Here is a 12419-nt window from a genome sequence, read left to right as displayed (position 1 = left end):
GAGCACAGCCCCGCCTTCTTCAACAAGCTCTACAAGCTTTAAAATTACTGCGTCTTCTTACCGCGTCAGGGGCTTGTACTTGATGCGGCGCGGGTCGGCGGCGTGGGCACCGAGGCGGCGGACCTTGTCCTTCTCGTAGTCTTCGAAGTTACCTTCGAACCACTCAACATGGCTGTCGCCTTCAAAGGCGAGCATGTGCGTTGCCAGACGGTCGAGGAACATACGATCGTGCGAGATCACGACGGCGCAGCCGGCGTAGTTTTCCAGCGCGTCTTCAAGAGCTGCCAGCGTCTCGGTGTCGAGATCGTTGGTCGGCTCATCGAGCAGGAGAACGTTGGCGCCCTGCTTCAAGACCTTGGCAAGGTGCACGCGGTTGCGCTGACCACCGGAGAGATCGCCGACCTTCGCCTGCTGAGCCGGGCCCTTGAAGTTGAAGGACGAGCAGTAGGCACGAGAGTTGATCTCCTTGCCGTCGAGATAAATGATCTCGTTGCCGTCGGAAATCTCTTCCCAAACCGTCTTGTTCGGGTCCAGCTTATCACGGGACTGATCGACATAGCCGAGATGCACGCTCTCACCGACGGTGATCTTGCCGTTGTCCGGGGTTTCCTGACCGGTCAGCATCTTGAAAAGGGTCGACTTACCCGCACCGTTCGGACCGATGACGCCAACAATGCCGCCGCGCGGCAGCTTGAAGGACAGATCGTCGATCAGAAGGCGGTCTTCAAAGCCCTTGGAGACGCCGTCCAGCTCGATGACGTTGGCGCCAAGACGCTCGCCGACCGGAATGAGGATCTGCTCGATGGTCGGCAGACGCTCTTCCTGCATCGCGACCAGATCTTCATAGGCCTTGATACGGGCCTTGGATTTGGTCTGGCGGCCTTTCGGGGACATGCCCATCCACTCGCGCTCGCGGTCGATCGCCTTGGAGCGGGCCATGTTTTCACGCCCCTCCTGCTGCATGCGCTTGGCCTTCTTCTCCAGATAAACGGAGTAGTTGCCCTCGTACGGGATGCCCTGACCGCGGTCGAGCTCCAGGATCCAGCCGGTGACGTTGTCGAGGAAGTAGCGGTCGTGGGTGATGATCAGGACGGAACCTTTGAACTCGCGCAAGTGCCGCTCCAGCCAGTGAACGGTTTCCGCGTCCAAGTGGTTGGTTGGCTCGTCGAGCAGCAGAAGATCCGGCTCGGACAAGAGCAGCTTGCAGAGCGCCACCCGGCGGCGCTCACCACCGGAGAGATTTTCAACGGAAGCGTCAGACGGCGGGCAGCGCAGCGCTTCCATCGCCATTTCCACCTGGCTTTCCAGGTTCCACAGGTCCTGCGCGTCGATCTCGTCCTGAAGAGCTGCACCCTCGTCGGCGGTCTCATCAGAATAGTTCATCATCAGCTCGTTGTAGCGGTCGAGCTTGGCCTGCTTGTGGGCAACGCCTTCCATGACGTTTTCCAGGACCGTCTTGGTCTCGTCGAGCTTCGGCTCCTGCGGCAGGTAACCGACCTTGGCGCCTTCCGCGGCCCAGGCCTCACCGGAATACTCTGTGTCGAGCCCGGCCATGATCTTCAAAAGCGTCGACTTACCGGCCCCGTTCGGGCCTAAGATACCGATCTTGGCGTCCGGGTAGAACGACAGGTGGATGTTGTCGAGAACTTTCTTGTCGTTGTAGGCCTTGGACAGGCCATGCATGTGATAGATGAACTGGCGCGCCATGGGGCTCGTCGTCTCCGCAGGTTGGAATGTCGGGATTCTTTTCTAAAATCTGGCGCTCTTTTACGCCAAAGGGCGCACTGGGGCAATGGGGGAGATGCTGGCAATGTGATGCCCGTCGTCGCGCAGTTTTCCACTTGCAACTTCGGCACCCCATCATTGCCATGTTTGAAACGCCTGCGCCATTCTCGGTCGGACGGCAATCCATGCCGTGACCTTGCCCCAAAGCACGGCTGATCGGGTGGAAGCAGAACAGTATGCCACGGATCGGATCCGATGCAGGCTCCTCAAGTCCTAGATGTTGCCAGCACGGAGGGGAGGTGACAAATGATCCACTTTTTTGTGCCTTCCCGGACGAAGCGGAGCCCATGTCTGGATTACATTCGCCCTGAGAGAGTTCGCACAAGACGCAGAGTGGCTGCAGCCGATCGCCATGCGATTACGTCCCGCCTCAAGTGCGGTTGGCTGAAGAACTCGCTAAACAGCGTCAGTTCTGCGCTATTCTTTCGACTTCGATCAACTTAAGCCAGGCGCGGGTTTTGACGTCCCAGTCATAAAGTTCGAAATCGTGGCACTTTGGAGGATTGGAGAAGTAATCGAGCGGCACTGTGCCCATGGAAACATTGCAGGCCTCGAATTGCTGACGTGGGACTATATTGGCGTATTTCGCCAACCCCACTGCCTGCCAAGTTCCGCCGTCCTCCGTCAGCACCTTATTGACCATACATACCTTTTGCCCGAGACGGATCTTCTCAGCCATCTTGCAGTCGCATGTTGACGGAAGCCCGGCATCCGTTGGCGGTCTAAGTTTCCGGACGCTGCCCTTAAATGCGATTCCGTAAACCTCGTCCCCACTCTCGCCGCCCCTGTACAGATCAGAGAGCGTCTCGACCTGCCCCGCCACACTCGCAATGAGCTGATCGAAGGGCGGCAGAATATTGCCCAGACTGTTGAAATAAACCCGGGCTTCCGCCGCCGGGTCCACCAAACGGTCTGCGTCTTCAAGATTGCACAGTACTTCAGGCGCATCATTGTCATGCGATATGGAGAGAATATCGCCAGGCTGTATCGCATCGAGATGAATAGGCCGCGTCAACTGATTGTAGGCAACGATGTCACCACGGGAAACGTTTGTTGCCGTGTGATAGAAAATGCCCCCAACCACAAGGAATACAAGTCCCAAAAACCATTTTGCCCGCACAGAAACCCCTCCTAATGAGAGCAACAGCTGTTTCCACACTTGTAATGCGTGGACGGACAACTGTGGGAATGGGCGTTTCCGATTCCTGCGAAAATCAGAAGCATAAACGCGAGAGTACATCGAACTATCATCACACCCCTCAACACAACCATAAGAGCAATACCTTAGATGTATCATCTATTAGTTTAGCAAATTTGGTTTTGCTTGTTAAGGTAATCTGCTTTCGCAGGAGATCACGATTTTTATTCTCAACAGGATCCAGAACCACGATAAATGTGGTTCTGGATCCGTGGTCTTTTCATTGTTCTCAGATCAGCGCTTCGGGGCGCAGGCGGGGAGTTTTTCGGGGACGGTCGGCGCGATGCCAAGTCCCTTGCGCAACTCGCGCTCCTCGTCGATCACCTCTTGCGGGAACTGGCCCATGAAGCAGCAGCAGACGCCCTGATCGATCATGGTGCGGGGGCCGTTCGGGTGGGCAATGTGCTTGTAGACGCCGTGGCTGTGGCCATGGCCGTGATCATGTCCATGCCCATGATGATGATGATGATGGCCATGGCCGTGACTGTGATCATGGTGGTGGTGGTGCCCGTGATCATGGCTATGGCCGTGATCGTGATCGCTGGCACCGGCCTCGTCATCCATTGGATCACGGTATTCGGCGTGGTGGTGATGGACCTCGACCTCACCGCGCGCAAGACGCTCCTTGAAGGACGCCATAAGGTCGGTGGTCTCAACAAGGGAGCCTTCGGCGGCTTCCGTGATCCGCTCCACGAAGGTGTCGATCACATGGGCCTGATCGGCCAGGTAATGCGCCTTGTAGAAGGTGACGTCCGGCTCGGTTTCCGCAACCTTGTCGACATAGTTGTAGATCCGGTCGATCAGGCGGCCTGAGAAAAGGAAATACGGCGCAACCACGATCTTCTTGTAGCCGAGCTTCAGGGCCATCTCGAGCCCGCGTCCGACCGACGGGAAGGTGACGCCGGAATAGACGGTTTCCGACCAGCCGAAGCCGAGGTTTTCAGTGACGATCCGGGTCAGACGGGCCGCTTCCGCATTGGCCAGCGTGTCGGAGGTGCCGCGTCCGACAACCACCAGCATGGTGTCGTAGAGATCGCCATCATGGACATGGGTCAGGCCCAACGCTTCAAGGATCCGCGCCTCGAAGGCGGCGATCATCTGCGGATGCAGACCGAGTTCCCGGCCATAGCTGACGGTGAGGCCCGGGTTCTTTTCCTGATAGGTGGTCAGCACCGACGGGATGTCGTTCTTGGCGTGGGTCGCGGCAAACAGCATGCCCGGCACCGCAAGAATATGCGTCACGCCCTGATCGCGCAGGGAATCGAGCCCCATGTGAATGTTCGGCGCGGAATACTCCAGAAAACCGTATTCCACCGGCATATCCGGATAGCGGTCCCGCAAGCCCTTGGCGAGGAGTGCAAATTCCTCTTCGGCAATTTTGGCGCGGCTGCCGTGCCCGCAAATCATGATGCCCGTCTTTGACATATGCGGCCTCTCCTTGTTGCGCTGTAGATAGCGCCTAAACCCGGCCGGGTGAATGCAGAAAATGGTTTGGCGGCAATTTGCCCAAAGTTGTGTCGAAATGCCGAAGTTTTCCGGTCAAAAAACGAAGACCAAGGTGCGGCATCCGGCCTAAACCGGCCTCGACGGCGAAGAAGAATTCTTCTAACAAGAACCGCTCAATGCCCCTGCCCTAATCCGGATCCCATCATGACCAAGCCCGACATCCTGATGCCTTACCGCCTGCTGCCGATCGCAGAAGACGAGCTTCAAAAGCGCTTTACCGTGCACAAGCTCCATGAAGCGGAGGACCGGGAGAAGGTTCTAGCCGAGGTCGGTCCGAAAGTGCGCGGCGTTGCGCTTGGCTTCGGGCCGTTCAATCAGGCGCTTTTGCATCAGCTGCCGAACCTTGAAATCGTTGCAGGCTTTGGCGTTGGCTATGATCACATCGATGTGCCTGCGTGCCTTGCGGCCAAGGTCACGGTCACGCACACGCCGGATGTCTTGAATGAAGAGGTTGCGGATACGGCCATCGGCCTGATGATCATGGCAATCCGCGAACTCGGTCAGGCCGAACAATGGGTGCGCAATGGACATTGGGAGGCGAAAAAGCCGTATCCGACCACAGCAGCGACATTGCGCGGCCGCACGCTCGGCATCTTCGGGCTCGGCCGGATCGGCAAGGCAATCGCCAAACGGGCCGAAGCCTTCGGACTTGAGGTTCATTATCACGGCCGCACAAAACAGGACGGCGTCACTTATCCGTACCACGCCACTTTGACGGGCCTTGCAGAGGCCTGCGACACGCTGATGGTGGTCGCGCCGGGTGGCCCTTCGACCCATCACGCGGTCAATGCCGAAGTGCTGAACGCCCTTGGTTCGGACGGGGTCGTGATCAATGTCGGCCGCGGGTCGGTGATTGACGAGGCGGCCCTGATAAAAGCGCTGGAAGACGGCACGATTTACGGCGCCGGGCTTGATGTGTTTGAAGACGAGCCGAACGTGCCGGAAGCCTTGCTGGCGCTGCCGAAAGTCACCGTGTTGCCGCATGTGGGCTCGGCCAGTCAGGCCACCCGCAATGCAATGGCGATGCTGGTTGCCGACAATATCAAGTGCTGGTTCGAAACCGGTGCGGCCATCACACCGGTTCCGGAAATGGGCAGGTAGTCGGTAATCAGCCGATCACTTCACCGATCAGCAATTGCGGCCGGGTGTTCGTGTAGTTCGGGATGTCCGCCGTTACCGGCCCTGCCGCTGCGAGGGCGGCCTCCAGTTGGCCTTTGGTCTCGAACACCATGGTCGCGACCGCATAAAACTCCGGCGGTGCATCCGGTCCGCCAGCCATGCCTTTTGCGGCCTGAACGTGGCTGGCATGGGGGCCCATATGCTCGGCCACAAGCGCCATGTGCTTTTCCGCGTAATACGCATAATCGAATGTTGTATCCGGGCGGACCGGATAAAGAACCTGCAGTGAAAATGCCATAAAAACCTCCCTAGCCGCCGTGCCGTTCAGACCTGTCATTGGCAGTGACACCTACCAAACTCAGGAGTGTTCAGAAAGGCAATGAACAATCCGCGAGCAAGCCTACCGGCCCCACCGGCGGCCGACATTCCCAAATACTGACAAAAATACGGATCAATCAAAGCAATTCAGCAAAGTGTTTCGATCGTATTTCTACATATATGTGAGTATTTTATCCGAATATTCACTTGTTCAAATATAGCCTTTGCAGAAGTCGGAACATGGACCACTCGTTTGCTTCAAACATGCTGACCCATGTGACAGAACGCCCGCTATATCTTTCTAGCGGCGGCCTTCGGGCGACGGATGCAACGGTGGGGCAATCGAATATATGAGAGTGCTGTTCCTTCTTTTGGCTTTTGCCGGCGCTCTGGTGTTTTCAACCGTTACGGAAGCTGCGCCTCCGGGCAAAGGCTATCTCGGCGCGCAGACAACAAGCACCGAAATTATTGCAGCCGTCCCGGCCAATTGGCCGCCGCAATACAGCCTGGACGAGGATGGCAATCCAACCGGATTTGCAATCGACGTTTTGAACCATCTCGCCAAAGAGCTAAATCTGACAGTTCGATACAAGGTTGCTCCAAACTTCGTCGAAGCCATCCAACTGCTCGAAGCGGGCGAAGCCGATCTCATCCCGAACAGTGGCATTGTGTCCGAGCGCAAGTCCAACAACCTGTTCACCCCTCCCGTCGAAACCTTCCGGATCGTGGCCTTTATCCGCGAGGGGGATGTTGTTCCAACCCTGATCAGTGCATTGCACCAGAAGAAGGTTGGCGTGGTGGAACGGAATGTTGGATTGTTTCTTCTGCGCGACCGCAGAGACGTAGAGCTTGAGATCTACCCAACCGGTGAGAAAGCTCTCCTGGGCCTGCTCTCCGGTGCTGTGGATGCCGTTGTCTACCCCGACACAGTGTTTCAAGCCCTTGCGCGGAACATCGGCGTCGAAGACCAAATCCGCATCACCGGGACGGCGTTGAAAGAGATTCCACGCGGGCTGCGCTTTCGAAACGACCGCTCTGATCTGCATGTCTTGTTCAGTGCTGCAGTCGCATCCTTTGTGAATTCGCCTGACTACAAAAAAATCTACAAAAGATGGTACGGCGCGCCTGATCCCTTTTGGACAACGAAGCGGGTATTCGGCGGAATGCTGGCCATTCTGGTCATATTGACCGTTGCTTTCCTTGTGTGGCGCTATTTCACCTTAAGCAGTTTCAACAATCGGCTTCGCCTTTCAAAACTCCAGCTCATCAATCTGAACGAAACTCTTGAAACCAGGGTCCGCAACCGGACGCGCGAACTGTCAGAAGAAGTCGAAGAGCGCAAACGCAGCCAACGGGACCTAGAGACGTTCTTCAACCAGTCACAGTCCCTCAATCTGATTGTGGATTTCAAAGGCCGAATACTGCGCCTCAATGATTCCTGGGAAGACTTTCTGGGTTACGAGCTAAAGGAATTCGCTGAACGCCCCTTTATCGAATTTGTGCATCCCGAGGACCGGGCGATGACCGAAGCCGCGTTTTCAGCACTTCTGGTGGGAGACGGCATTGACGGGTTTGAAAACAGATATGTCTGTGCGTGCGGTGCCGCAAAATACCTGCGTTGGTCCGCGCGGTCAGATGTCGACCGGCAGCTGATCTATGCCGTGGCGCAGAACATCACCGAGCAGAAAAAGGCCGAGAATGCCCTGAAACTGGCGGCGAATGTCTTCACGCACTCAGATGAAGGCATCATCATCACCGACATTAATGGCGCGATTGTCGACGTCAACGAGGCCTTTACTGACATTACCGGTTATGAACGGGATGAAATCCTGGGCAACAACCCGAGCATTCTCAGTTCTGGCAAGCATGACGCGGACTTCTATCAGACGATGTGGTCCAAGCTCCGGAAAGACGGCGTTTGGCAGGGCGAGATCTGGAACAAACGGAAAGACGGCGACGTCTTTGCAGAACGACTGACCATCAGCGCAATCGAAGATGAGAGCGGCAACACCACCAATTACATCGGCCTGTTCGTCGACATCACGAAAATGAAGGCCCACGAACGCCAGTTGGAACACCTGGCGCGCTATGATCGCTTGACCGGCCTGCCGAACCGCGTCCTTTTGGCAGACAATATGCAGCAGGCCATGGCGCGCGCGCGCCGGCATGGCCATACCCTTGCCATCGCCTTCATTGATCTCGACGGCTTCAAGGCCGTCAACGACACTTATGGCCACGCTGCCGGCGATGAGTTGCTGGTCTCGGTCGCCCACCGTCTCACCAAAGTGCTGCGGACGGAGGATACGCTGGCACGCATCGGGGGCGATGAATTTGTTGCCATCATCACCGATCTGCCGGATGAGAAGAGCTGCGTCAGCACGCTGAACCGGATCCTTGATGCTGCGTCCAAGGAGTTCAAGCTCGGCGCGGCAACAGCATCCGTTTCCGCCAGCATTGGCGTCACCTTCTACCCGCAAACGGAAGAGATTGATGGCGACCAACTGGAGCGGCAAGCCGATCAGGCAATGTATGAGGCGAAGATCTCCGGCAGGAACCAGTATAAGTTCTTCGACCCGGAACAGGACCGCAGGCTCACCGAGTATTATGCTCAGGTAGCGGATGCCAAAAAGGCCCTAAAAACAGATGCTTTCCGCCTGCACTATCAACCAAAAATCCGGCTCGCCACGAAAGAAGTCATTGGCTACGAAGCGCTGATACGCTGGCAACATCCCGAAAAGGGTCTTTTGATGCCAGGCGCGTTCCTGCCGCCAATCGAACGGCACCCTGATGTGGCCATCGAGCTTGGCAACTGGGTGTTGGACAATGCCCTTGAACAGATTGAGCGGTGGAATGAAGTCGGCCTCGACACGACCGTCAGTGTCAATGTGAGCGCTCTCCAGCTCACCTCGAGCGACTTCGAAGAAACACTGAACAAACATCTTCAGAAGCATCCGGCTGCCGAACCGTGTCAGCTCGAAATCGAACTTCTGGAAACAGATGCCCTCAGTGACATTGAGCGTGTTTCGAAGATCATCCGGAATTGCCGCCTCTCGTCAGTCCGCTTTGCGCTGGACGATTTTGGGACCGGCTACTCTTCGCTCGCCTACTTGAAACAGTTGCCAATTGATACCTTGAAGATCGACCAGGGCTTTGTGCATGACAGCCTGAACAATGCCCAGGACCAGGAATTGCTCAAACTCATTATTTCCCTCGGGCGGGTCTACAACATCGACGTTTTGGCAGAGGGCGTCGAGACGCCTGCACATGCAGAATTGTTGCACAGCTATGGCTGCCGATATGCACAAGGGTATGCTTTTGCCCGTCCAATGCCAGCAGACGACGTTTTGGATTGGCACAGCAATTGGATCGAGCACCGGTTGACCCAGTCAGCCATGCCGCGGGCGCTCACCGGCAGTTAATCGGATTCAGGTGCGCAACGCCGCCTTTTGGCCGATCACCATTTCGCGCTTACCGGCGTAACCTTTGACCTTTTCAATCTCGAAACCCGCTGCTTGCAGGTTCCGGCGCACCCATCCCGCTGACGTGTAAGTCGCGAGCGTCCCATCTGAGGCGGTGAGTTTTGCCGCAGCCCCAAGAAGCGTTTTGTCCCAGAGCTCCGGGTTTTTTGCCGGACTGAACCCATCCAAAAACCAGGCATCGACTTGCATGGCATCGAAGCCCGCTTGTTCGAGCGTTTGGGGCACGTTTTGAAGCTCCTCGATCAACACGCGGGCATCACCTACGCCGAGCACCAACCTCACCCGCCCCAGCTGCAGGATGTTCCAGCCTGGCTGCGGAGACCAAATCGCCGTCAGTTTTTCTGCCCAATCGGTCAACTCTGGGAACGCGGCCAGCGCCCTGCGGAGTTGTTCGCCGGTCATGGGATGAAGTTCAAACGAGATGAACGTCAGCTCCGGCGGATTTGTGACACTCTCCAGCGCTTGAACCGCCGCAAGGAAGTTGAGACCGGTGCCAAAACCGAACTCTGCAATGGTGAAGCTCTCGCGCCCCTCAAAACGCTCCGGCAGGCCGTTGCCGGACAAGAACACATGCCGGGTCTCGTCAAGCCCGCCGGCTTTTGAGAAATAGGTATCCCCAAACCCCTCGGCGCGCGGCACATCCCCGTCCAGCCACTCTAGATCCGGCGGGCCAAACGCCGCAGCGATTTTTCTTTGCTCTTCGTCCGTCACGCCACTAAACCAAGCCTCTCATTGTCAGCTCCTCATACGGGAGCCCAGAGAGCCGATCAAGCGCGGGGACCAACGTGGCAAGCATTTCTGAGCGATATGACCTGGCAATTGCCGGTGCCGGTATTTTCGGCCTGTCGATAGCCTATGCAGGGCTCAAGGCTGGCTTGAAGGTTGCTGTCGTGGAAGCCCGCCATGTTGGCGCAGGGGCCAGCGGCGGATTGCTTGGCGCATTGATGCCGCACATGCCAGCCCGCTGGAACCCGAAGAAAGAGTTCCAGTTTCAGGCCCTCTCAAGCCTTTCCGGCCATATCGCAGAACTGGAACAGCTCTCTGGCATCACCTGCGGCTACAAGCGCCTGGGCCGGATCCTGCCGCTGACAACACAGGACAAACTGGACCACCATCTGGAGCGTGCCGAGGAGAGCAAGCAGCGCTGGCATCCGGAGGAAACCGGTTTTTCCTATGTTGTTGAACCGCAGGGCAGCCGTTCGGATTGGCTGAGCGCGGACGCCGCCCCTTACGGCATTGTCTTTGAAACGCTGGCAGCCCGGGTTGCTCCACGGCTTTACTTAAAAGCATTGGCAAGTCTCGTGTCAAAACAGGGCCTCTTATTGCAAGAAACAGGTGTCTCCGGGTTCGATGAGGCAAAGGATACGGTCCATCTGAGCGATGGGCAGACGATCAATGCTACGAATTTCATCATTGCGGGAGGGCATGGTGCTTTTGATCTCATCGAAACCCTCACAGGTGAGGCAATCGGCCGGGGGGAAAAGGGACAGGCCCTCTTGATGGACGGTCGCGGTCTTGAAAACCGGCCGGCGATCTATTGCGACGGGCTCTATGTGGTTCCGCATGACGATGGCACCGTCGCAATTGGCAGCACGTCAGACCGGACTGCGCGGGATACCGAGGTCGACCCGGACCGCTCGGCAGATCTGATCCGGCGAGCCACCGCCTTCTGTCCGTCTTTGAACGGGCGTGAGGTGCTGACCGAATGGGCCGGCATTCGGCCACGATGCAACAAGCGCGACCCGTTGGTCGGCGCCCTGCCCGGCCGGGCGCGGACCTTTGCGGCCACAGGTGGCTTCAAGATTTCCTATGGAATAGCGCACTTGATAGCAGAAGCCCTAATTGCCGAGATTTCCGGGAGCTCGCCGCGCATCCCGTTGCCGGAGACGTTCCGCCCGGATCATCATTTTGGGTTGAACCGGCTGGATGCGGACCTGACTATCCGCCGATAAAAAAGCCCGGAAAATCGGGATTATACTGGCGACACGCCGCACAGCAGACCGTTGTCTGTTCAAAAATATTCATCGATGCCGCCGTCCAGCGCTGCGGTTAGAAAAAAATCGAGGCTGCACCGTAAAGAACGGCACCAGAGAGGGCGATCGAGCCCCAAAAAAGACCGTTCTTGACAATAAGAAAGCCGACGCCATCCGGCGCGCTGGCTGGATTAGGCCCGCGTGCGGCGCCAGGACCTTGTCGGCGGCTACGCTCTTCAGTTGCAGCAGGCATGGCTTTTGCCATTTGCTTATCCTATTTGTTCAGAGTCATCCGGCACTTAATAGCCACGGGATAACAACCACCAGTCACGATAACCTTCTTCCCACAGGACGCTGTCCAAATTATGGAAACATAGTGAACGTTTTGTTTACAATCTCCACAAGATTGGAAGCTTTACACACAGACAATGTAGGACTGATGTCAACATTGGAAAGTTTTGATCTTCGTTTGTATTTTCGCATCTTCTTGAGAAAGGCTTCGCATGTCGCTTGAATCTGTCCGTGCTCATTTGGCTGAGGCCGCTCCGGATCTTGAGGTTTTGGTCACGGAGGACAGCAGCGCGACAGTTGATCTGGCGGCAGCAGCGCATGGCGTAGAGCCGGGTCAGATCGCAAAAACGCTCTCGTTCAGGGTTAAGGATGAGGTGTTCTTGCTGGTTGCCCGCGGCGATGCGCGGCTGGACAACAAAAAGGCCAAGGCGGCCTTTGGCGGCAAAGCAAAGATGCTCAGCGCCGAGGAAGTGGTCGAGATCACCAGCCATCCAGTCGGCGGCGTCTGCCCGTTCGGCCTGCCCTCACCGCTGAAGGTTTACTGCGATGTCTCGCTGAAAGCGTTTGACGTTGTCATTCCAGCCGCAGGCGCGACCAATGCAGCTGTCCGCATTGCGCCAGACCGGATGGCCGAGTTCACGAGCGCTGAGTGGGTGGACGTGTGTCAGCCACCCGTGGCTGCTGGTTGATTTTTATTGAGATGCAGTCCCGGTTCGAAGGCCGGGACTGCGGAGTTCTTTACTGTTGGGA

Annotated in this window: 10 protein-coding genes; 4 read left to right on the top strand and 6 right to left on the bottom strand. The window is 56.9% G+C overall.

Annotation, left to right across the window (positions count from 1 at the left end; all coding sequences use genetic code 11):
* Positions 1-57: 57 nt before the first annotated feature.
* The 3 genes from ettA to RBB44_RS05960 all read right to left on the bottom strand — a co-directional run bounded on the left by ettA (position 58) and on the right by RBB44_RS05960 (position 4408).
* Positions 58-1707, bottom strand: a complete 1650-nt coding sequence (ettA, locus tag RBB44_RS05970) for an energy-dependent translational throttle protein EttA (protein ID WP_306146479.1) — start codon at positions 1705-1707, stop codon at positions 58-60.
* A 484-nt stretch (positions 1708-2191) separates the two neighbouring features.
* Positions 2192-3025 (bottom strand): hypothetical protein, encoded by an 834-nt coding sequence (locus tag RBB44_RS05965; protein ID WP_306146478.1) that lies wholly within the window; start codon positions 3023-3025, stop codon positions 2192-2194.
* Between the two features lie 192 nt (positions 3026-3217).
* Complete coding sequence (locus tag RBB44_RS05960) at positions 3218-4408, bottom strand: sirohydrochlorin chelatase (protein WP_306146477.1); 1191 nt, start codon at positions 4406-4408, stop codon at positions 3218-3220.
* 225 nt (positions 4409-4633) lie between these two features.
* Here RBB44_RS05960 and RBB44_RS05955 point away from each other — a divergent pair, with 225 nt between their 5' ends.
* Positions 4634-5590, top strand: coding sequence for a 2-hydroxyacid dehydrogenase (locus RBB44_RS05955; protein ID WP_306146476.1), 957 nt, complete (start codon positions 4634-4636; stop codon positions 5588-5590).
* 7 nt (positions 5591-5597) lie between these two features.
* Here RBB44_RS05955 and RBB44_RS05950 read toward each other — a convergent pair whose 3' ends face one another.
* Positions 5598-5906, bottom strand: a complete 309-nt coding sequence (locus RBB44_RS05950) for an EthD family reductase (protein ID WP_306146475.1) — start codon at positions 5904-5906, stop codon at positions 5598-5600.
* Between the two features lie 370 nt (positions 5907-6276).
* Here RBB44_RS05950 and RBB44_RS05945 point away from each other — a divergent pair, with 370 nt between their 5' ends.
* Positions 6277-9345: an EAL domain-containing protein gene (locus tag RBB44_RS05945; protein ID WP_306146474.1), complete on the top strand. Its 3069-nt coding sequence runs from the start codon at positions 6277-6279 to the stop codon at positions 9343-9345.
* Positions 9346-9351: 6 nt separating this feature from the next.
* Here RBB44_RS05945 and mnmD read toward each other — a convergent pair whose 3' ends face one another.
* On the bottom strand, positions 9352-10116 hold the full coding sequence (gene mnmD / locus RBB44_RS05940; RefSeq protein WP_306146472.1) for a tRNA (5-methylaminomethyl-2-thiouridine)(34)-methyltransferase MnmD: 765 nt from the start codon (positions 10114-10116) through the stop codon (positions 9352-9354).
* A gap of 74 nt (positions 10117-10190) precedes the next feature.
* Here mnmD and RBB44_RS05935 point away from each other — a divergent pair, with 74 nt between their 5' ends.
* Positions 10191-11357: an FAD-binding oxidoreductase gene (locus tag RBB44_RS05935; protein WP_306146471.1), complete on the top strand. Its 1167-nt coding sequence runs from the start codon at positions 10191-10193 to the stop codon at positions 11355-11357.
* A 97-nt stretch (positions 11358-11454) separates the two neighbouring features.
* On the opposite strand, the gene RBB44_RS05930 is transcribed toward RBB44_RS05935, so the two are convergent.
* Entirely contained in the window at positions 11455-11643 is a 189-nt protein-coding gene (locus tag RBB44_RS05930) for a hypothetical protein (RefSeq protein WP_209177292.1), read from the bottom strand.
* A gap of 238 nt (positions 11644-11881) precedes the next feature.
* Between RBB44_RS05930 and RBB44_RS05925 the strand changes: the two genes are divergently transcribed.
* Positions 11882-12358 carry a YbaK/EbsC family protein gene (locus RBB44_RS05925; protein WP_306146470.1) on the top strand — a complete coding sequence of 159 codons (477 nt, stop codon included), beginning with the start codon at positions 11882-11884 and terminating at the stop codon, positions 12356-12358.
* The last annotated feature ends 61 nt before the right edge of the window (positions 12359-12419 follow it).

This window comes from Roseibium sp. MMSF_3247, assembly GCF_030733765.1.
Classification (GTDB): domain Bacteria; phylum Pseudomonadota; class Alphaproteobacteria; order Rhizobiales; family Stappiaceae; genus Roseibium.
This window is presented reverse-complemented; position numbering and strand designations above follow the sequence as displayed.

Coding starts and splice junctions, on each gene's coding strand:
- ettA (WP_306146479.1), bottom strand. CDS start 1,707: ATGGCGCGCCAGTTCATCTATCACATGCATGGCCTGTCCAAGGCCTAC.
- RBB44_RS05965 (WP_306146478.1), bottom strand. CDS start 3,025: ATGTACTCTCGCGTTTATGCTTCTGATTTTCGCAGGAATCGGAAACGC.
- RBB44_RS05960 (WP_306146477.1), bottom strand. CDS start 4,408: ATGTCAAAGACGGGCATCATGATTTGCGGGCACGGCAGCCGCGCCAAA.
- RBB44_RS05955 (WP_306146476.1), top strand. CDS start 4,634: ATGACCAAGCCCGACATCCTGATGCCTTACCGCCTGCTGCCGATCGCA.
- RBB44_RS05950 (WP_306146475.1), bottom strand. CDS start 5,906: ATGGCATTTTCACTGCAGGTTCTTTATCCGGTCCGCCCGGATACAACA.
- RBB44_RS05945 (WP_306146474.1), top strand. CDS start 6,277: ATGAGAGTGCTGTTCCTTCTTTTGGCTTTTGCCGGCGCTCTGGTGTTT.
- RBB44_RS05930 (WP_209177292.1), bottom strand. CDS start 11,643: ATGGCAAAAGCCATGCCTGCTGCAACTGAAGAGCGTAGCCGCCGACAA.
- RBB44_RS05925 (WP_306146470.1), top strand. CDS start 11,882: ATGTCGCTTGAATCTGTCCGTGCTCATTTGGCTGAGGCCGCTCCGGAT.